Genomic DNA, 20,164 nt, shown 5'->3' with positions numbered 1-20,164 from the left:
CCGGGACCGGCCCGGCCCCGGGGCGAGGACGGCACCCGCACCCCAGCCGGCTCGTCCGCTCACCCGTTCCCCACGGGGGTGCCGGACGGCTTGGCCGGACGCCCGGGGACCGCCGTACGCAGGCGGGAGATCAGCGGTGGGAGGAACAGCGAGCTCACCGTCGCCCCGGCCGCCCCGGTCAGTGCGATGGTCCAGGCCACGGGGCCGAGTGGCGTGCAGCCGAAGAAGCGGCTGAGCACCGGGGTCTGGACGACCACCGCGAGTGCGGCCAGGGAGCCCAGCGAGGAGATGACGATCGACCTGCTGCGCCCGCCGACCAGGAGGGTCTGGCCGAGCTGTGCGCCGACCAGGGCGACCAGGGCGACGGTGCGGGCGCGGGTGGCCCGGCCGCTGAGGCGGGCGGCGAGCCAGCCGGCCGTGGCACCCAGGGCCGTGGCCGCGGCGCGGCACATCATCTCCTCGGTCAGGGCCGTGCCGAGCGAGACCTCCGGCCCCTCCTGGATCAGGCGTTCCGCGGCGTCGGGGTGCGGCGGGCGCAGGGCCACGGCCATCGCGGGCGCAAGGTCCGTGAAGAGGTTGACCAGGAGAAGCTGGCGGGCCGTCAGCGGCGAGGTCCCGGTGGCCGCGGCGCCGAGGAGGGTGAAGGCGATCTCGCCGAGGTTGCCGCCGACGAGGATCGCCAGGGCCTGTCGCACGGAGGCCCACATCGCACGGCCCTCCACCAGCGCGGCGAGCACCGTCTCCAGCCGGTCGTCGGTGACGACGAGGTCGGCGGCCGCGCGGGCGGCCGGTGTGGCCCGCGCACCGAACGCGATCCCGATGTCGGCGAGCCTGATGGCGGGTGCGTCGTTGGCGCCGTCGCCGGTCATCGCGACCGTACGGCCGAGGCGTTGGAACGCCTGCACCACGCGGACCTTGTGCACGGGGGTGCCACGGGCGACGACGGCCACGTCGGGCAGCACCTTGTCGAGGACCTGGTCGTCCATGTCGTCGAGTTCGGCCCCCGTCACCACCCGCCGGCCGTCCAGGACGCCCAGTTCGCCGGCCATCGACTCGGCCGTGCCCGGGTGGTCTCCGGTGATCATCACGATGTGCACCCCGGCTTCCGCGAGCCGGTGCACCGCGTCCCGGGCAGTGCCCCGCACCCGGTCGGCGAACGCGAGGAAGCCGAGGAAGTCGAGGCCGTCGACCGCGTCGTCGGTGAGCTTGCCGCCAGGTGCGTCCGTCAGTTCGGCCACCGCGAGGATCCGGTGGCCCTCGGCGGCCAGCTTCTCGCCCGCCGCCAGGGCGGCGTTGCGGTCCTTCGGCTTCAGGGGCCGGCCGTGGCGGGTGGCGCAGCGCGCCACGATCTCCTCCGGCGCCCCCTTCACCGACAGGACCCGGCGCCCGCCTTGGCGGCCGCGGGTCGCGTGGAAACCACGGCTGGGCTCGAACGGCAGGGTCGAGGTGTGCCGCCAGCCCGGCGCGGCCGTGGTCCGGCCGACCCCGGCTTCCGCCGCGCCCTCGGTGACCGCGCCGTCCGTGGCGTGTTCCAACTGCCCGCCGTTGTGCGGACGCGGGGTCGCCCGCAGCGCCGCGGCGAGGACGGCACGTTGTTCGCCGCGGAGCGATTCGAGGGCCCGGCTGTCGCCGTCGGCGGCCACGGCGACGAGGGAGATCCGCCCGTGGGTCAGGGTCCCCGTCTTGTCGAAGCACAGGACGTCGGTGCGGCCGGCCGCCTCGATGACGCGGGGGCGCCGGACCAGGGCGCCGCGAGCGGAAAGCCTTCTGGCGGAGGCGAGTTGGGCGGCCGAGACCAGGAACGGCAGCCCTTCGGGCACGCTGGCGACGGCGAGGCCCACCCCTGCCCCGACGGTGTCCCGGAAGGGGCGTCCGCGCAGCATGCCCGCCGCCACCACGGCGGCGGCCGAACCGAGGGCCACCGGCAGCGTGGTCCGCGTGATCCGGGCCAGCCGGCGCTCGACCCCCGGGACGGGCGCCGCGTCCCGGCCGTCGAGGGCGGCGCGGCCCGCCTCGGTGGCCGTGCCGGTCGCGACGACGACCGCGCGCCCGCGGCCGGCCGCCACGGTGGTGCCCTCGTAGACCATGGACGTACGGTCCCCAAGGTCCGAGGCCAGAACCGGTGCCACTGCCTTGGCCACCGGCAGCGACTCGCCGGTCAGCGCGGATTCGTCGACCTCCAGTTGATCGGCCTCCAGCAGGCGGCCGTCGGCCGGGACCACGTCGCCGGGGTTCAGCTCCACCACGTCGCCGACGACCATCTCCTGGGCGGGGATCTCGGCCTCCGCCCCGTCCCGCACCACACTGGCCATGACGGCCGACTCCCGGCGCAGCCGGGCGACCGCCCGGTCGGTGCGGTAGCGCTGGAAGCCGCCGAAGAGGCCGGACAGAGCGGAGACCACCACGATGACGGCGGCGTCGAGGACGGCGCCCACCGACGCCGACATGGCCGCACCGGCACCGAGAACGGGCGTGAGCGGGTTCGCCAGCTCGGACAGGCAGGCCCGGCCGAGCGACATGCCCGGCGCCCGCTCACCGGTGGTGGCGCGGGCCCGTGCCTCTTCGGCGGTCAGGCCCCTGTCGCCGCTGCCGGTCCGGGCGAGCACGGTGGACGGGTCCATCGCATGCCAGGGGTGCCGCGACACGGTCAGCGGCGGCGGGCGCCGCAGCAGTCGGACCGCCGACCAGACTCCGGCCGCGATGCCCAGCCCGGCCGCCGTGTTGAACGCCGTCACGCCGCCGCTCTCCGGGCGCCGTGACCGTCCCGCCAGCACGGCCGTCGCGCCGACGGTGGCCGCCGCCTCGGCGAGCCGCACGCCCCGGCGCGCGGTCTCCCGTGCGGTGCGGCAGGCCTCCACGATCACCACGGCCGAGGCGGGGTCGCCGTCCAGGTACAGGTCCGCGCCCCAGGGCGGTGTCCCCCGGCGGTCGGTCAGGCCCACGCCGACATCGGCGGCCAGGAGCGCGCGCCGGTCGTGCGAGAGCAGCAGCACTCCGTCGCCGTCGCGTTGCAGGGCCCGTACGGCGTCGAGCAGCCCGTCGCCTCCGTCACTGACGGCGTCCGCCTCCCGTACGGACGCGTCGGCCGTGTACGCCCCCGCGGTCACGACCCTGAGTCCGGCGGCGTGGGCGGCCGGGACGAAGGAGGCCGCGGCGTCGTGCATCTCGGGCAGCACGCTGACCACCGCGGCCAGGCGTTGTCCCTGCGCCAGCCCCAGCACGAGCCGTGCGCCCTCCTGTCGCAGGCGCTCCCGGGCGTGTTTCCCGGTGCGACCGCGCAGGGCCAGGTCCTCGACCGGACCCAGCGTCCATGCGCCGTCCCGCCGGACGCGGTCCGGGGCCAGGCCGTCGAACATCCGGTGGGCCTGTGCGGCGAGTTCGCCCGCGGGCGCGTCGTCGTCGAGGGCGATCAGGTCGGCCGGCAGCTGTGCGCCGGTGGCCAGCGCTTCCGTGTCGAGCAGCAGGGTGCCGATCCGGTCCAGCCTGCGCAGCGCGGCGGGGTCGGCCACGACGATTCCCCGGCGGGCCAGGCCCCGGCCGAGGGTGCAGGCGAAACCCTCGCGCGCCAGGGGCGGTGCCTTCGGGATCGCCGCCAGCGCCGCGCCGACGGCCCGTCTGGGACGCCGGGTGACGAGCAGCGAACCGGTGAACGACGCCGCCGCGACGGCGAGTGCCCGGTCGGCGTAGCGCTCGATCGGACCGGGTTTCAGCGGCACCGCACGGGCCGGCACCGTCACCCGCCGGGCGCCGGCTGCGGCGCTGTCCGCGAGGCGTGGCTCGGCGGTGGCCCAGGCGGCGGCCTCCGCGTCGGCCTCCATCGCGCGCAGGGCGTGCCGGACGATGTCCACGACGGCACCGACCGCGCCGCCGGAGCCCGCCTGGCCAAGCGCCGTGAGCGATGCCAGGAGCATCCCGGCGTTCTCGGCGCCGACCGTCTGCTCCACGAGTCGCCGCAGCCGGGGGTGGGCGTCCACCAGCGGAGCGAGCGCCGCGACGACCACGGGGACGGGGGTGCGGCGGGTCAGACCGGCCAGCGTCGCCAGCGGCGCGGCGGCCGCGTGCAGCGCCATGGCCGCGGTGGCACGGCGTGCGGGTGCGTCCGACACCGGATGCCCGGGCAGCGGACCCTCGGCGCCGTGGGCGTCCTCGGCCGCTTCGACCGCCTCGACGAGGGCGTCGGTGATCGTTTCGGTGTCGGCCGATTCCCCGGTCCCCACGACGGCGTGGCCGAGCACGGTGTTCACCACGGCCCAGTCCACCGAGGGCAGGGCGCGCAGCTCCCGCTCGACGTCCTCGGCCAGCTTCTCGGCCACGGGCTCGGGCAGGTCCCCGGGGCGCAGGCCGCGGACGGCGATGTGCGCGCGCCGGCCGAAGAACCGTACGCGGTCTGCGGCCTCGTTCCCCAGCGCACCGGTCGCGGACGACAGCACAGCCCGCAGCAGTCCACGTCCCGGCAGTGTCACGGCGCCTCACCAGTTCCCTGTGGCCAGTTCATTGCGGCCAGTTCGCTGCGGCCGGTCCCCTTCGGACCGGCTCCCGCAGCCCGGGCACCCTCCTGCGCGTGCCCGGGCGAGCGGGTGTCCCGTCTTTCCATCGCACCGCTGTGAACGCGCACACGCCACTGGAAACGCGCGAGAATCGAAGTGGCACATCATGCCGACTCCGAGGAAAGGAGCAGGACGATGGCCAGGACAACAGGAGGTTCCCGGCGTCCGGAAACCCGATCGCACAACGGCGCGGGTTTGCATGTGCACATGCATACGCTGCATCCCGCGGTGCCGATTCCGTACCTCACGAAGGAGGACATGACGAGCACCGCCCGCGTGGCGACGGCGCATCTGCCCAGCAGGCCCCCGGCCAGGGAACTCGCGTTCTACGGAGGTCTCGGCGCGCTGACGGTGGCAGGGGCCCTGGAATGGCCCGTCGCACTGGCCGTCGGCGGAGCCACCTGGCTGCTGCGCAGCGTACGGAAGGAGAAGAAGGAGGCAGACACCACGGCACAGACGTGACGAGACGTGCACCTACGGTCGGGGCGGGTTCTTCACGCGCCGGCCGTCCGGGCTGCGCTCCGCAGGGAACGTGAGCAGGCGGCCCACAGCTCCCACACGATGCGCAGGATGATCGCCTCGGCGAGCGCGACGGCGACCTTCGTTGCCACGGCTATGAGGATCTGGCCCATGTCGGTCGGTTTCCTTTCCCATGGATACGGGTCTCTGAAACCAGACAATGCATTCATTTCCTCCGCCATGGATGCCCCTGAGGTGCATTTTCTGTGACGCTCGGGCGAACACCGGCCGACCTGCGAACGATGCCGCCGGGGGAACGTGACCGGCTTCACGGCACAGACACCCCGACTACCCCGGATGGGAGCACATATCGCGCGAAAGGGGCATCGCTGGAATCGGGCGATATGGACATGACGGAGCCGGAGATCGACAGCGGCGCCCGCCGGCCCTGCTGCACGGCGACGGCACCGTCGAGTTCCTGGACCGGGCCGCCGACCCGCCGCCGGCGTGGACACCGCCGGCGTCGAGCACGCGCGCGCCGAGCAGTGTGCTCACCGTCCGGGCGTCCCAGGAGTCGCCGGCCGTCGCCGGCCACGCCGATGCGGAAGCTCCGGAGCAGACAATCCGCCCCCGTGCGGCGATCCCCCGCGTGCCCGCGCCGAGACGGTCGCGATAATCGAACACCCGGTCGAGCGCCGCGGCGGCACCGGAGCGTTGGCCGCTCCGCACGCCGAGGCGCAGGGCGCGCGGAGCACAGTCGCGGCCCGTCCGTACGCCGGGACCCGCCCCCCCTCGTTCACCCGAGCGGTCGCCGCACGTGACCTTCGCTGCCACAAGGCCGATACTGCCGATAGCGCACTTCAGCGTCGCCGCACCCCGCCCACCCGATGAAGCTGAACCTCCGTCAGAACGTCGGCATCCAGTCGGCGCCGTACCGCCCAAGACCGTTTTCCACCGCCCCGTACCGCCACCGTCGACGACTGCTCACATATATTCTGACCAGCTAAGACGCAGGTATGGAAGCATGCCTGCCGAGCTACGTAGGAGACGCCCATGAGGATGCTCATCAACGTCCCGGAGACCGTGGTGGCGGACGCGCTGCGCGGGATGGCGGCGGCCCATCCCGAGCTGACCGTGGATGTGGAGAACCGGGTGATCGTACGGCGGGACGCCCCGGTGGCGGGACAGGTCGCCCTCGTCTCCGGCGGCGGCTCCGGGCACGAGCCGCTGCACGGCGGCTTCGTGGGGCCCGGAATGCTGGCGGCCGCCTGCCCGGGCGAGGTGTTCACCTCACCGGTGCCCGACCAGATGGCACGCGCCGCGGCGGCCGTGGACAGCGGCGCCGGCGTGCTGTTCATCGTGAAGAACTACACGGGCGACGTACTCAACTTCGACATGGCGGCCGAACTCGCCGAGGACGAGGGCATCCAGATCGCGAAGGTACTGGTCAACGACGACGTGGCGGTCAGCGACAGCCTCTACACGGCGGGGCGGCGCGGCACCGGCGCGACCCTGTTCGTGGAGAAGATCGCGGGCGCCGCGGCCGCCGAGGGGCAGCCGCTGGAGCGGGTCGAGTCCATCGCCCGGCAGGTCAATGAGAACTCCCGCAGCTTCGGCGTCGCGCTCAGCGCGGTCACCACGCCCGCCAAGGGCAGCCCCACCTTCGATCTGCCGCCCGGCGAGCTGGAGTTGGGCATCGGCATCCACGGCGAGCCGGGACGTGAGCGGCGGCCGATGATGACGTCCGGTGAGATCGCCGACGTCGCGGTGAACGCGATCCTGGACGACATGACCCCGCGCGGTCCGGTGCTGGTCCTGGTCAACGGCATGGGCGCGACCCCGCTGCTGGAGCTGTACGGCTTCAATGCGGAGGTGCAGCGGGTGCTCGGCGAACGGGGCGTGGTCGTGGCCCGCACCCTGGTCGGCGACTACGTCACCTCCCTGGACATGGCGGGCGCCTCGGTCACCCTGTGCCAGGTCGACGAGGACCTGCTGCGCCTGTGGGACGCGCCGGTGCGGACGCCGGCCCTGCGCTGGGGGATGTGACCCGGCAAAGGCAGCGACCAACGTACCTACCACGCAAGGAGATCTTGTGCTCGACGCCGATTTCTTCCGCCGCTGGATGACTGTGACCGCCGCGTCCATCGACCGCGAGACGGAACGGCTCACCGCTCTCGACTCGGCCATCGGGGACGCCGACCACGGCGCCAATATGCAGCGCGGTTTCCATGCGGTGACGGCCGCGCTGGAGAAGGAGGCGCCCGACACGCCCGGGGCCGTACTGGCGCTGGCGGGACGCCGGCTCGTCTCGACGGTGGGCGGCGCGTCCGGTCCGCTGTACGGGACCCTGCTGCGCCGTACGGGCAAGGCGCTCGGTGACGCCGCCGAGGTCGAGCCGGCGCAGTTCGCCGAGGCGCTGCGGGCCGGCGTCGAGGGGGTGATGGCGCTCGGCGGAGCAGCGCCGGGTGACAAGACCATGATCGACGCCCTGCTGCCGGCCGTGGACGCGCTCGGCGGCGGTTTCGCCGCGGCGCGGGCCGCCGCCGAGGAGGGCGCCGTGGCGACCACGCCGCTGCAGGCACGCAAGGGCCGGGCGAGCTATCTGGGCGAACGCAGCATCGGCCACCAGGACCCGGGGGCCACCTCGTCGGCCCTGCTCGTCGCCGCGCTGGAGGAGGCCGCAGATGACTGAGGGGCAGCGGGTCGGCATCGTGCTGGTGTCGCACAGCGCCGAGGTGGCCGCCTCGGTCGCCGAGCTGGCGAAGGGCCTGGCGGGCGGCGCGGAGGGAGTGTCCGTCGCGCCGGCGGGCGGCACGGAGGGCGGCGGTCTGGGCACCAGCGCCGAACTGATCGCCGCCGCCGCTGCCGCCGTGGACCGGGGCGCCGGGGTCGCGGTCCTCACCGATCTGGGCAGCGCGGTGCTGACCGTGAAGGCGCTGCTCGCGGAGGGCGACGAACTGCCGGACAACACGCGTCTGGTGGACGCGCCGTTCGTGGAGGGCGCGGTGGCGGCGGTCGTCACCGCGGCGGCGGGCGCCGACCTGGCGGCGGTGGAGGCGGCCGCGGTCGAGGCGTATTCGTACCGGAAGGTCTGAGGATCCCCGGAACCGGGGACCTCGGGTCCGGGGCCGTCGCGGTCGTCGTGGACAGGGCGCCCGCATCCGGCCTCCGACAGGGGCCGGGGGCCTGGGCCGCGTCGGCCCAGGCCACCCCGACCACCCGCGCACGGCGCGGGATCAGCGACGACAGCGTTCCGCGCCACAGGCGCGAACTCCCCTGCATTGCAGGAGAGTTCGGCCGTGAGGAACGTCAGCATACGTAACTTCCGCGGGCGGTCACCAACGCGGCCCTCTTGCTGTGATCGCACCGGTCGGGCCATATTGGTCCGGACCATTGCCGTTGCCGTCCCCGGGGAGGCACAGCCGTGCGACGCGTTCCCGTACCCCACGTGCTGACCCTGGCGGCCCTGGCGCTGGTCTCGGCCTGCGGCTGGGGCTCCTCCTCCGACAGCGGGGGTGAGCGGCCGCCCGGTGCGCCGACGGGCGTCACCGCGGAGGCCGGAAGCGCCACGAGCGTGCACGTCATGTGGAACGCGGTGCCGAACGAACCGGGCATCGGCTCCTACGAGATCTACCGCGGCTCCACGAAGGTCGCCGAAGTACGGGGTTCCGAACGCATGGTGGACGTCACCAGGCTCAGGCCGTCCACCATGTACGCCTTCACCGTCCGGGCCCGGGACGCCGAGGGGCGGCTCAGCGCGGACAGCCGGCAGGTGCGGGCGAAGACACCGGCCGCGGTCGCGGCGGACGGCTCGGCGCCCTCCCGTCCGGCCGGGCCGGCGGGCCGGGCCGTCGGCAGCCGGGCGGTCCAGCTGTCCTGGAAGGCGGCGAAGGACGACCGGGCCGTGGTGTCGTACGACATCTACCAGGGAACGGCGAAGATCCACAGCGTCGGCGGCAACCAGACCGCGACGGTGGTCGGCGGCCTGCGTCCGGGCACCCGGTACTCGTTCACCGTCCGGGCCCGGGACGCGGCGGACAATCTCTCGCCCGCCAGCAGCGCCGTCCGCCTCACCACGCCGGGCACCGACGACGGCAGCGCCACCGCCCCCACCGGCTTCCGCGTGGCGAGCCGTCTCGCCGACGGCGCGTACTACCTCGACCTGTCCTGGGACCCGCCGGCCGACGACGGCGTGGTCACGGAGTACCAGATCCAGCTCGACCGGGGGCAGCCGACCTCGCTGGTGTGGGGCGGCACTCCGCCGAAGGGCCGGGCGACGTACAGCTTCTACATCGGCCGGGCGGCCGGGGCCGATCACCGGGTGCGGATCCGGGCCAGGCTGTCGGACGGCATCTGGGGCGGGTATTCGGCGGAGCGGGCCGTGACGACGGGCGCGGGGTCCGGCGCCACTCCGTAGGCCGCGGGGAAGCCACCACGCACGGCATTGCCCGGAACGGAGGACACCGCCACTCGTACGGGGGCGGTCCGGATGCGGCAGGGCCCGGCTGAGCATGGGATGCGGGTGAGGCAGCACGGACGTTTCCCGACCCCAGGCGGCGCATGGGACGTTCCGCCACCCGTGCCGCCGGAGGGCAGCCCAATGCGCACTACTCGACTTCTCATCCGCTCCGGGCCGATCCTGGCGGTCGCCGCGGCACTGCCGATATCGTCCGCCGGGCCGTCCCTGGCGGCCTCGGGCATCTCGGCCAGCGCCAACGGATCCACCGTCTCGGTCACCACCAGCGCGTGCACCCAGATCAACGGCAACTGGGGCAGCGCCTCCCTTCTCACCGGCGACCAGCGGAACTTCGCCGAGGGACGCCAGACGCCGCTCTCGGGCACGACCGCCGGTCAGTCCGCCGCCTGGTCGAACGTCGCCGCGGGGACGTACACAGCCGTCGTGGTGTGCTCGAACGGCACGTCCGCCGGCTCCCAGTCGGTCGTGGTCTCCGCCCCGAAGGTTCCGCAGACCGCGAAGGACCCCGCGGCTCCGGCGGTGCCTGCGGTCCCGGCGGTCCCGCCCCCGGCCGTCCCGCAGCGGGGGGTCCTGGGCGGTCTGGGCGGCACCGTGCGCGACTACGGGCCGCTCACCCTCGGCGCCGGCGCGGCCCTGGTGGGTGGCGGGGTCATCGCCACGGCCTGGTACCTCCGCCGCCGCGCCCGTCCCCACGGGTTCTGAGCCGGGCGCCGCAGGCACCCGCGCTGCGTACGGAACGTCAGCGGTTCTCCAGCCGCAGGTGCAGGTCCCGCTCCTGGTCACCGGAGGCCGTGCAGGTCTCCTGCACGCGGAACAGGGAGTCCAGGGTGGTGCGGAACCGGTCCACGGCCCAGTAGCCGCCCTGGACGTCCGCGACGACGCACGACCCGCGCAGGGCGGGCGGGGCGGGCACCGTGTGGGCGTCCGCGACGTCGTAGGTGCCCAGCCAGACCATGGGACGCGTCTCATGGAGTTGCTGCGGCACCTCGTCCGCGCCCCGGTCGGACGTGAAGCAGGCCCGCAGGGCGTCGAAGACGATCCGGGCGTCCTCCTTGGAGCACCCGCTGATCTCCACCGAGACGGATTCCGGGTGCGACCGCTCCATGTTCTTCATGATCGCTCCTCTCGTGGCCGGCTGCGGTGGCACGGGGTGCCCCGTGGCAACCCCGTCCCACCTCAGCAAAGCACCGCCCGCCGCCGAGCACTACCGGGCACGGACGTCGCCGGTGACCGACGGGTCAGCCACGCGTGAACCGGTACGTCTTGCTGTCGGTGAGCACGCAGAATCCGGGCGAGACGACGATCACGCGCAGGGTGCCGCTGCGCCGGTCGTAGTCGATGCCTTCGGCCTCGAAGGTGCCGGAGCAACTGCTGCGCAACGGGAGTTGGCGCAGCGCCGTGACGTGGCCGGACACGTCCGTGGTGCCGTTCGGCTGGGCGGACAGGTCGATCTGCAGCAGCGGCTTGGTGATGCCGAAGAGGCTGCCTTCCGGGTCGTCGGAGGAGCACAGCAGGGTCGTGGGGCCGGAGAAGTCGCAGCCCTGGACGTCGCGCACGGCGTGGTCCAGGTTGACGGTGGCGGCCTGCGGGAGGTTCGCGGAGGGCGATGTGCTCGGGTTGACGCCCGGGGTCGGGAAGACCAGGAGCCGGTTCATCGTGCCGTACTCGCCCGACAGCATCCACTGCCCGTCCGGCGAGATGGCGGCCCAGGAGTTGTTCAGCGCCTCCCCGGCGCTGAGGGTGTGCACGTACTCGGACCAGGCACCGCCCGGCGCCTGGACCCGGAACATCTTGGCGTTGCCGGAGTCCGCCTGGTAGGGCTCGATGTAGTGGCCGTCGTAGGAGGCGTCGGGGTCGCCCACGTGGTTCCAGCCGCGGGCGGAGAGGTCGACGGGGATGGTGCCGACGCCGGTGTAGCGGTTGGGGCTGCCGGCGGGGACCTCGACCGAGGCCAGGCCCTGGCTCTCGGTGAGCGGGTCGGCGCGGTCGGAGCCGACCTCGGTCCAGGTGTCGGCGGCGGAGGCGGGCGGGGCGGCGGACACGGACACGACGACGGCGGTGGCGAGGGTGACGAGTCCGGTCAGGACTGCGTGACAACGTTGCCGGGCGGACGCGGGCATGGAGGCCGACTCCTCGGTGGTGGGGGGCGGGTTGCGAGTTCCGGCGGTCAGTCTGTCCCGCATCCGCTGAGCATGTACAGACCAATAGGCGAACTTCGGGGTGAACTCACGGCTCCTGGGCGCGCAGCGGGCCACCGTCGAGCCACGGCCCGAGGACCGCGGCCCGAGGCCGGCGAGCGGGACGGGACCGGCGACCCGGCAGCCATCGAGATGTTGCAGATGCGAACACACGCCCGACCGGACCGGCCCACGACGAACAGATGCCCGGGGAACTGCCGGCTGCCGCGCGTTCCCCGGCCGGAGTGCACCGGTGGATGTCCGGTGGATGGCTGTTTCGCCGGACGTCCGGCCCGATGTTGAGGGATGGTGGAGGTAACGGACGGCGGCGTCGGAGAGTCAGGTGTGGGCGCCGCGCCAGACATGGGGAGCCGGCACGACGAGGGGGTGACGTGCCGCAGGGACGGTCGGAGGCGGTGCGTGCGATGAGTACAGCCGAGGCCCCCGTGGCCGAGGGCGACGGCCCGGTGCGGCCGAGCGGCCTGCTCGACGTGCTCAGGGTGGCCTCGGTCGTACTGGACACCAAGGGCCGCATCGTGCTGTGGAGCCCCCAGGCGGAGGAGCTGTTCGGCTACTCGGCGCAGGAGGCCCTGGGTGAGTACGCGGCCCGCCTGATGGTGCACGACGAGCACATCGACATGGTCGGGAAACTGTTCGCCGATGTGATGGCGACCGGCCGGAGCTGGGCCGGGGCGTTCCCCATCCGGGTCAAGGACGGCAGCACGCGGCTGGTGGAGTTCCGCAACATGCGGCTGTTGGACGACCGGGGCGACGTGTTCGCGCTGGGACTCGCGGCCGACCTGTCGACGGTGCGCCGTCTGGAACAGGACGTCGCCCTGTCGGAGCGGATGGTCACCCAGTCGCCGATCGGGCTGGCCGTGCTGGACACCGCAGGACGGTTCGTCTCGGTGAATCCGACGCTGGAGCGGATGAACGGCCGCTCCGCCGAGGAGCATGCCGGGCGCACCCTCCGCGAGGTACTGCCGCTGCTGGACGCCGACAGCCTGGAAGCGGCGACCCGCCGGGTGCTGGAAACCGGCGTGCCCGTGGTCGACCGCGCCACCGTCGGCCGGACACCGGCGGACCCGGACGAGGACCATGCCTGGTCGGTGTCGCTGTACCGGCTGGAGGACGCCATGGGCCGGGTGCTCGGCGTAGCGACGTCGGTCGTGGACATCACCGAGCAGTACCGGGCCGCGGTCGAGGCCGAGGCCGCGCGACGACGGCTGGCCATCGTCGCGGACGCGTCCGCCCGTATCGGCACCACCCTGGACCTGGATCGCACCGCCCACGAACTGGCCGACGTCGCCGTGCCGGAGCTGGCCGACGTGGCCGTCGTGGATCTGCTCGACGCGGTGGTGGACGGCCGTCGCAGCACGTTCGAGCCGGCCGAGCCCGTCATGATGCGTCCGCTCGCGGTCCGGGCGGAGCAGCCGGCGGACGCGGACGCGGTCCGGGCCGCCGACCTGCCCGGCCACCGGGTCAGCTACGACCCCGACCGCCTGATCACCACGTGCGTACGCACCGCGAGCCCGGTCGTCGTGCCGCGGGTCGCGGACGCGGACCTGGACCGCATCGCCCGTTCCCCCGAGGCGGCCGAATTCCTGCGGCAGGCGGGCGTGCACTCCTATCTGGCGGTGCCGCTGATCGCGCGCGGCGAGGTGCTCGGCGCCCTCGACCTCAAACGCACCAGCAATCCGCTGCCCTTCGACGAGGACGACGTACTGCTGGCCAGGGAGCTGGCCGGCCGCGCAGCCGTGCAGATCGACAACGCCCGCTGGTACCAGAACGCCCGTGACACCGCCCTCACCCTGCAGCGCAGTCTGCTGCCCGGCCGGCCACCCGTGACGACCGGTCTTGAGGTCGCCTCCCGCTATCAGCCGGCGGGCGCCACCACCGAGGTCGGCGGTGACTGGTTCGACGTCATCCCGCTGGAGGGCGGCAAGACGGCGCTCGTCGTGGGCGACGTCATGGGCAGCGGCATCGACGCGGCGGCCACCATGGGCCGGCTGCGCACCGCCACCACCACCCTCGCCTCGCTCGACCTCGATCCGGCGGTGCTCCTCCAGCACCTCGACAAGATCGCCTCCGGTCTCGACCACTCCATCGCGACCTGCGTCTACGCCGTCCACGATCCCCGGCTGGGCCAGTGCCGGATCGCCAATGCCGGGCATCTGCCCCCGGCCCGGGTCCGCGCCGGACTTGCTCCGGAGCTGCTGACGCTGCCCACGGGGGTGCCGCTGGGTGTGGGCGGCGTCGCCTTCTCCACCACCACCGTCGACTTCGCCCCCGGCGACCGGCTGGTCTTCTATACGGACGGGCTGGTGGAGACCCGCAGACACTCGCTGGACGAGCGCCTGGACGACCTGCTCGTCCTCCTCGACGGCCCGGACCGCCCGTTGGAGGACGTCTGCGACCTGCTGCTGCGGACACTCCACCACCCCGACAACCACGACGACGTGGCGCTGCTCATCGCACGGGCCCGGGACGCCGGGGCCGAGTGATCCTTGGTCGAGGACCGGGCGTCGCGTAGCTGACGCCGCATGCCGGGGCGCCGCTCAGCAGGCGTCGCGCAAACACATTGCCCCCGGCGCCGCTCGGCGGTCACGTGACGGCGTGCGGCTGGGGAAGGTGTCCGGCTCGGCAGGGCGTGCGGCCCGGGGCGGCGTGCGGCCGGCGGTGCCGGTGAGACCCCGCCGGCCGTACGGTCCCCGTTCCGCGGCGCCTACTCCCTGACCCCGATCACCACATGTGCGTACAACTCGTCACAGACCGCCAGGACCGCGGTCAGCCCGGCCCGGGCCAGGGCCTCGACGGCCGGGCGTGCCTGCTGCTCGCTCGTCTCCATCAGCAGGCAGCCGCCCGGAGCGAGCCAGTCGGGTGCGGCGGCGACGACACGGCGCAGCACGTCCAGGCCGTCCGCGCCGCCGTCGAGGGCGAGCAGCGGCTCGTGGTCACGGGCCTCCGCGGGGAGCAGACCGACCTCACCGCTGGGGACGTACGGCACGTTCGCCGCGAGGATGTCGACGCGGCCCCGGAGTGTCGGGGGCAGCGCCTCGAACAGGTCGCCCACGTGGGCGTGCCCACCGTGGGCGGCTATGTTGCGGCGGGCGGAGCGCACGGCGGCCGGGTCCACGTCGGCCGCGTGCAGTTCGACCCGGCCCAGCGCCGCGGCCAGGGCGGCGCCGACGGCGCCGGAGCCGCAGCACAGGTCCACGACGACCCGGGCGCCCGGACGGCGGGCGAGGGCCTGGTCGACCAGGAACTCGGTGCGGCGGCGGGGTACGAAGACGCCGGGTTCGACGGTGATCCGCAGTCCGTGGAACCCGGCCCAGCCGAGGACCTGTTCGAGGGGCAGTCCGGCGGTACGCCGGGCCACCATCGCGGTGGCTTCGTCCGGTGTGCGGGCGGTGGCGAGGATCAGTTCCGCCTCGTCCTCGGCGAAGACGCAACCGGCGGCGCGCAGCGCGGTGACCACGGCGGAAGGGGTGAGCAGGGGCATGGCAGCCGAGAGCCTTTCGGAGACCTGGGGCCGAAGGGCGCTCCCCGCGGCACCGGCTACCGGCGATACACGCCGCGGTGTGGGGTGAGCACCCGACCTGACAGAGCGGTAATGGGTCTCACCTCCTCGACGCGCACGGCTGGGACGTTCCACGGCCGGACGGCCACCCTACCCCAACGTCCCGGCACCGACGGCGGCTTCGGGTCTCCCGCACGACTTAGGCCAGGACTTCGGCCGTCCTGGAGCCCCGGGCTCCGCCCGGACCCGGCCTCCTCGCGGCCTCGGCCGTGTCACCCATCACCTTCTCCCCTCTCTCCTCCCGCTCCCCTCGCTCCTCCCCCGTCGAAGGGCCCGGTCGCCCGGTCGCCCGGTCCACACCCCGCTCCGGGCTCTCACGGGTCGGCGCCCGAACCGCGGGAGCACCGGGTTGTATCGTGCGGCCAGGGAGGGCCGCAGGCGCGAAGGAGGCAGTGCCGTGACGGCAGCGGAGACGGCGATCGAGACCATCCAGTACGAGATGACGGTCTTCGCCCGCCGGGCCCGGACCCTGGCCGGCCGCATGCACCCCGAACTGTCCCTGGTGGCGTTCACCCTGCTCGGCCGCCTGGAGGAGAGCGGCGGCTGCCGGGCCACGGACCTGGCGGCGCACTACGCCCTGGACAAGTCCACGGTCAGCCGCCAGGTGGCCGCCCTGGAGCGGGCCGGGCTCATCGCGCGGCGCGCGGACCCGGCAGACCACCGGGTCCAGGTGCTGCACCTGACCGGGAACGGCCAGGAGATGCTCGCCCAGGTGACCCGCAGCCGCCGTGGCGCCGTCCGGGAGCGGCTCGCGGACTGGCCCGAGGAGGACCTGACCCGATTCGCCGAATTCCTGAAGCGCTACAACTCGGCGGGGCCGGGTCCCGTCGCGGCCGACTGACCGGGTCCCGTCAGACCGGTACGGCGGCCCGCCCGTCCGCGAGGCGCTGCGGTGCCCGGACCGCGAGGAACTGTGTCTTGCGCCGGAGCCGGAAGCCGAGCGACTGGTAGAGCCGGATGGCGTCGGCGTTGTCCTCGCTCGTGTGCAGGAACGGTGTCTCGCCCCGGGCCCGGATGCCGTGCGCCACGGCGAGGATCAGCCGGGTCGCCAGCCCCTGGCCGCGGACGGCCGGGTCGGTGCAGACCGCGCTGATCTCGGTCCAGCCCGGCGGGTGCAGCCGCTCCCCCGCCATGGCGACCAGGGCTCCGTCGCGCCGGATGCCCAGGTACGTGCCGAGTTCGACGGTGCGCGGCAGGAACGGGCCCGGCCTGGTGCGTCCGACCAGGTCGAGCATCTCGGGGACGTCGGCGGGACCGAGACGGACCGCCTCCGGGTCCGGGGCTGCGGCGAGGCCGTCGTCGACGAACTGCACGCCCCCGACCCGGAAGACGACCTCCCACCCCGGCGGCACCTCTCGCTGGAAGCCGGCCAGTGGGACATCGGTGCCCGGACCGGCGAGCGCCGCGAGGTCGGCCCAGTCGCCGGGGTCCGGCTCGGTGGGCATTCCGATCCACGGGGTCACGTCGACGGGATAGCGCAGCACCCGGCCGCGGCGTTCGGCGAAGTGGGCGTGCGGGCCGGTCAGCGCGGTCAGGGCGGGGTTGTCGAGGACGTGCTCGGTCCGGGCCGGGATGCCGGTCCCGTGGTTCGATCCGCTCACCGGGCGACCTCGATCACGATCTTGCCCCGGGTGTGGCCGTCCTCGACGGCCCGCAGTGCCGCTCCGGCCTGCTCCAGCGGGAAGGTCCGGGTGACGTGGGGGTCGAGCGCACCGGTCACCACGAGCTGTGCCAGCGCGTCGAGCACGGCCGCGGTGCGGGCCCGGACCACCCGGGCGGCGCCCAGCCGGGCGACGGCCTCGGGCAACGCGCCCGCGGCGGTGATCACCTTGGCGGGGTCGGCGGGCAGCGTGGCCGCCTCGGTCAGCACGTCGCCGCCGACCAGGTCGTAGACGGCGTCGATCCCGTCGGGTGCGGCGGCCCCGACCCGGTCGGCCAGGCCCGGCCCGGAGGGCACGTGCACCGCGCCCAACAACTCGACGAAGTCCTTCTTGCCCGCGCTCGCCACGCCCACCACGCGCAGCCCGCGGGACCGGGCGATCTGCAGGACCGCCGCGCCGACACCGCCGCCAGCGCCGGTGACCAGCAGGGTCGCGCCGACGGGCAGGCCGAGTTGGTGGAGGCCGTCGTAGGCGGTGGCCGCCGCGACCGGCAGGGTCGCCGCGTCGGCGAAGGACAGCGCGGCGGGCTTGTGCGCGGTCGCCGCTTCGGACAGCAAGGCGTACTGGGCGTACCCGCCGCCGACGGTGTTGCCGAAGACCTCGTCCCCGACGGAGATTCCGGTCACGCCGTCCCCGATCTCCACGACGACACCGGAGACCTCGCTGCCGAAGACGGACGGGAACGCCGGCTCGCCGGAGCCGGGGCGCCGCAGACCGTCCCGCAGCTTCCAGTCGACGGGATTCACCCCCGCGACCCGGACCGCGACCAGGACCTGGCCGGCTCCGGGACCGGGCCGGTCGACGTCGGCCAGCGCCTCCGTCTCCGGCCCCCCGTACCGGGTGAACACGTATGCCTTGGGCATCTGCTTCCTCGCTCTCCTTGCGCTGTCGCCGGCGCCCCGGGGCCAACACCCAGCGGCAAGGCGGAGGACCCGGCGGCTATTCCCGGTCCGGCGTCGCGTTCACACGGTCGCAATGCTCGGGGCCGCCGGGCCGGCCCGGGACGCCGCGGACCACGACGTGCGGGTGAACGTGAACCACGACGTCCGGGGGAACGATGAAGTGTCATCCCGGGCGCCACCGCGCCGCCGCGGGCCCTCGGGCCGGGCCCACTGCTCGGACCATTCCCCGGTCGGGTCACAGGAGGCGGCACGGGGGCGCGTCCCCGGTTGCGGAGCGCCGTCGCGAGCTCCCGTGCCACGGTCGCGTCCGTCACCGGTGCGCTCGTGCTGACGGTGCCGCATCGGGCTGGGTATGACAGCGGTACGGACGCTCGGCCGCGGCGCGCGGTGGGCGACGGCAGGACGCCGTCCGGCTCTCCGGCTCCGGCGGTGGCGGGGAGGTCGACATGCGGATCCTGGTGCGTGGCCGCCTGCGGCGCGGCAATCCGCTGCGGCGCCGCTCGGACGTCGTGGCGGCCTGGACGGCGCTGGGCGTCGCCGTCCTGCTGTTCGCGGGCACGCCGCTGGCCGGGGTGGGGGCGGGTCTGTGGGCCCACCGCCAGGCCGCCGCCCTCGCCGCCGCGCAGCGGGCGGAGCGACATCAGGTGCGCGCGAGGGTGATCGGGACCCCGTCCCGGACGCTGCCCGCGGCGGACGGTACGGAGCATCCGCGCCGGGCCGCGGTGCGCTGGACGGAGGCCGCAACCGGCGAGCACACGGCCGAGGCGCGCGTCCCGGCGGGCACCCTCGCCGGTGACGTGGTGGACGTCTGGGCCGACGCCCGGGGGCACGGTGTCGGCGCACCTCCCGGCGACGCGGCCGTGTGGCAGCACACCGTGACCGTCGGCGGCTGCGCGGCGGGCGGCGCGGCCCTGCTCGTCGTCCTCGGCCACGGTGCGGCACGCCGGATCGCGATGCGCCGCCGACTGCGGGAGTGGGAGCGGGAGTGGGCCCGCACCGGCCCGGACTGGACCTCCGGGGCGGCCTGAACGGTCCCGTCCGGGGCCGGGCCTGTCCCGTCCCGGACGGGACCAGGCGCCGCACGGCGGGCCACCGCGACCCATGGACGGAGATCTTGTTCGACCCATGGGTACGGAGCGTTTCCAGCCGGATGCAGGCCAGGCCGACCCGCTCGCCCCGCCGTCCGCCGCTCATGCCTTGACCCAGCCACCGGGGCAAGCGCTTCCTGCCTCCTGACCAGCGTCGCCCGCCCCGCAGTCCCGACGCCGCGGAAAGGGCTGCGCCTCTGGCGAACGCTCCGAGCCGCCACGTACGGTGTGATCCGCACTCTCTCTTCACAAAGGCGACTGCTGATGGCTTTGTTCGACCTTCCGCTCGACGAACTCCGCGACTACCGCAGCGCGTCCACGGAGCCCGAGGACTTCGACGCCTTCTGGTCCAAGACGCTCCGGGAAGCACGGGAGTACGACCTCGACGCGCGCTTCGAGCCGGTGGACACGGGCCTGTCCACGGTCCGGGTCCACGACGTGACGTTCGCCGGCTTCGGCGGACACCCGGTCAAGGGCTGGCTGATCCTGCCCGCCGACGCCGAGGAACCGCTGCCGCTGGTGGTGCAGTTCGTCGGTTACGGCGGTGGACGCGGACTGCCCTACGAGCATCTGCTGTGGGCGTCGACGGGCCGTGCGCACTTCGTGATGGACACCCGCGGGCAGGGCAGCGCCGGGGGCGGCGGAGGCGGCACCGCCGACCCCGTGGGCGCCGCACCCGCGTACCCCGGGTACATGACGCGGGGTCTGGACGCGCCCGAGAACTACTACTACCGGCGGGTGTTCACGGACGCGGTGCGCGCGGTCGAGGCGGCCCGGTCGCACCCGCTGACCGACGCGACCCGGACCGTGGCGACGGGCGCCAGCCAGGGCGGCGGCATCACGCTCGCCGTCGGCGCACTGGTCCCGAACCTGGTGGCCATCGCTCCTGACGTGCCGTTCCTGTGTGACTTCCCGCGGGCGACGAACCTGACGGACCGCCACCCGTACCGGGAGATCGGCCTCTATCTGAAGACGCACCGCGGACACACCGCGGACGCGCTGCGCACGCTCTCGTACTTCGACGGCGTCCATTTCGCGGCCCGCGGCCGGGCGCCCGCCCTGTTCTCGACGGCGCTGGAGGACCAGACCTGTCCGCCGTCCACGGTGTTCGCCGCGTACAACGCCTGGACGCACGACGACAAGGCGATCGAGGTGTACGACTTCAACGACCACGAGGGCGGTGGGCCGTACCAGGACGAGACGAAGGTGCGCTGGCTGCGCTCGCGCCTCTGAGGACCCCTCGCGCCGTCCGGTGTGCGGGGCCGGTCCCGGC

The 20,164-nt window shown here is 74.1% G+C and carries 17 protein-coding genes; 10 read left to right on the top strand and 7 right to left on the bottom strand.

The annotated features are described in order from the left end of the window. Positions 1 to 59 precede the first annotated feature (59 nt). Positions 60 to 4,463 (bottom strand): HAD-IC family P-type ATPase, encoded by a 4,404-nt coding sequence (locus ACFYPJ_RS14935; RefSeq protein WP_389015879.1) that lies wholly within the window; start codon positions 4,461 to 4,463, stop codon positions 60 to 62. Positions 4,464 to 4,805: 342 nt separating this feature from the next. On the opposite strand from ACFYPJ_RS14935, the gene ACFYPJ_RS14930 reads away from it, so the two are divergent. Continuing rightward, positions 4,806 to 5,009 carry a hypothetical protein gene (locus ACFYPJ_RS14930; RefSeq protein WP_389015876.1) on the top strand — a complete coding sequence of 68 codons (204 nt, stop codon included), beginning with the start codon at positions 4,806 to 4,808 and terminating at the stop codon, positions 5,007 to 5,009. A 32-nt stretch (positions 5,010 to 5,041) separates the two neighbouring features. Here ACFYPJ_RS14930 and ACFYPJ_RS14925 read toward each other — a convergent pair whose 3' ends face one another. Further along, entirely contained in the window at positions 5,042 to 5,179 is a 138-nt protein-coding gene (locus ACFYPJ_RS14925; protein WP_389015873.1) for a hypothetical protein, read from the bottom strand. 880 nt (positions 5,180 to 6,059) lie between these two features. On the opposite strand from ACFYPJ_RS14925, the gene dhaK reads away from it, so the two are divergent. The 5 genes from dhaK (at position 6,060) to ACFYPJ_RS14900 (ending at position 10,185) form a co-directional block, all read left to right on the top strand. Next, positions 6,060 to 7,052, top strand: a complete 993-nt coding sequence (dhaK, locus tag ACFYPJ_RS14920) for a dihydroxyacetone kinase subunit DhaK (protein ID WP_389015870.1) — start codon at positions 6,060 to 6,062, stop codon at positions 7,050 to 7,052. A 46-nt stretch (positions 7,053 to 7,098) separates the two neighbouring features. Further along, positions 7,099 to 7,698 (top strand): dihydroxyacetone kinase subunit DhaL, encoded by a 600-nt coding sequence (dhaL, locus tag ACFYPJ_RS14915; RefSeq protein ID WP_389015867.1) that lies wholly within the window; start codon positions 7,099 to 7,101, stop codon positions 7,696 to 7,698. Beyond that, entirely contained in the window at positions 7,691 to 8,101 is a 411-nt protein-coding gene (locus ACFYPJ_RS14910) for a PTS-dependent dihydroxyacetone kinase phosphotransferase subunit DhaM (protein ID WP_389015864.1), read from the top strand. The genes dhaL and ACFYPJ_RS14910 overlap by 8 nt, the downstream gene beginning before the upstream one ends. A gap of 329 nt (positions 8,102 to 8,430) precedes the next feature. Beyond that, positions 8,431 to 9,423 (top strand): fibronectin type III domain-containing protein, encoded by a 993-nt coding sequence (locus tag ACFYPJ_RS14905; RefSeq protein WP_389015861.1) that lies wholly within the window; start codon positions 8,431 to 8,433, stop codon positions 9,421 to 9,423. Positions 9,424 to 9,606: 183 nt separating this feature from the next. After that, positions 9,607 to 10,185, top strand: a complete 579-nt coding sequence (locus ACFYPJ_RS14900) for a hypothetical protein (protein ID WP_389015859.1) — start codon at positions 9,607 to 9,609, stop codon at positions 10,183 to 10,185. A gap of 37 nt (positions 10,186 to 10,222) precedes the next feature. Here ACFYPJ_RS14900 and ACFYPJ_RS14895 read toward each other — a convergent pair whose 3' ends face one another. Beyond that, on the bottom strand, positions 10,223 to 10,597 hold the full coding sequence (locus ACFYPJ_RS14895; protein WP_389015856.1) for a hypothetical protein: 375 nt from the start codon (positions 10,595 to 10,597) through the stop codon (positions 10,223 to 10,225). 124 nt (positions 10,598 to 10,721) lie between these two features. After that, positions 10,722 to 11,603, bottom strand: a complete 882-nt coding sequence (locus ACFYPJ_RS14890) for a hypothetical protein (protein ID WP_389016029.1) — start codon at positions 11,601 to 11,603, stop codon at positions 10,722 to 10,724. A gap of 482 nt (positions 11,604 to 12,085) precedes the next feature. Here ACFYPJ_RS14890 and ACFYPJ_RS14885 point away from each other — a divergent pair, with 482 nt between their 5' ends. Beyond that, the gene (locus ACFYPJ_RS14885; protein WP_389015853.1) at positions 12,086 to 14,164 is read left to right on the top strand and encodes a SpoIIE family protein phosphatase; all 2,079 of its coding nucleotides are present in this window, start codon (positions 12,086 to 12,088) and stop codon (positions 14,162 to 14,164) included. 221 nt (positions 14,165 to 14,385) lie between these two features. Here ACFYPJ_RS14885 and ACFYPJ_RS14880 read toward each other — a convergent pair whose 3' ends face one another. After that, positions 14,386 to 15,162 (bottom strand): putative protein N(5)-glutamine methyltransferase, encoded by a 777-nt coding sequence (locus ACFYPJ_RS14880; protein ID WP_389015850.1) that lies wholly within the window; start codon positions 15,160 to 15,162, stop codon positions 14,386 to 14,388. A 475-nt stretch (positions 15,163 to 15,637) separates the two neighbouring features. On the opposite strand from ACFYPJ_RS14880, the gene ACFYPJ_RS14875 reads away from it, so the two are divergent. Next, positions 15,638 to 16,081, top strand: a complete 444-nt coding sequence (locus ACFYPJ_RS14875; RefSeq protein ID WP_389015847.1) for a MarR family winged helix-turn-helix transcriptional regulator — start codon at positions 15,638 to 15,640, stop codon at positions 16,079 to 16,081. 10 nt (positions 16,082 to 16,091) lie between these two features. On the opposite strand, the gene ACFYPJ_RS14870 is transcribed toward ACFYPJ_RS14875, so the two are convergent. Together ACFYPJ_RS14870 and ACFYPJ_RS14865 are read right to left on the bottom strand one after the other, a co-directional pair. Then, positions 16,092 to 16,841 (bottom strand): GNAT family N-acetyltransferase, encoded by a 750-nt coding sequence (locus ACFYPJ_RS14870; RefSeq protein WP_389015845.1) that lies wholly within the window; start codon positions 16,839 to 16,841, stop codon positions 16,092 to 16,094. Further along, positions 16,838 to 17,764 (bottom strand): NADP-dependent oxidoreductase, encoded by a 927-nt coding sequence (locus ACFYPJ_RS14865; protein ID WP_389015842.1) that lies wholly within the window; start codon positions 17,762 to 17,764, stop codon positions 16,838 to 16,840. Before ACFYPJ_RS14865 ends, ACFYPJ_RS14870 begins: the two co-directional genes overlap by 4 nt. A gap of 485 nt (positions 17,765 to 18,249) precedes the next feature. On the opposite strand from ACFYPJ_RS14865, the gene ACFYPJ_RS14860 reads away from it, so the two are divergent. Both ACFYPJ_RS14860 and ACFYPJ_RS14855 read left to right on the top strand, forming a co-directional pair. After that, positions 18,250 to 18,831: a hypothetical protein gene (locus tag ACFYPJ_RS14860; protein ID WP_389015839.1), complete on the top strand. Its 582-nt coding sequence runs from the start codon at positions 18,250 to 18,252 to the stop codon at positions 18,829 to 18,831. Between the two features lie 324 nt (positions 18,832 to 19,155). Next, positions 19,156 to 20,124 (top strand): acetylxylan esterase, encoded by a 969-nt coding sequence (locus ACFYPJ_RS14855; protein WP_389015836.1) that lies wholly within the window; start codon positions 19,156 to 19,158, stop codon positions 20,122 to 20,124. Positions 20,125 to 20,164 lie beyond the last annotated feature (40 nt).

The organism is Streptomyces sp. NPDC006012 (genome assembly GCF_042871185.1).
Lineage (GTDB): Bacteria > Actinomycetota > Actinomycetes > Streptomycetales > Streptomycetaceae > Streptomyces.
This window is presented reverse-complemented; position numbering and strand designations above follow the sequence as displayed.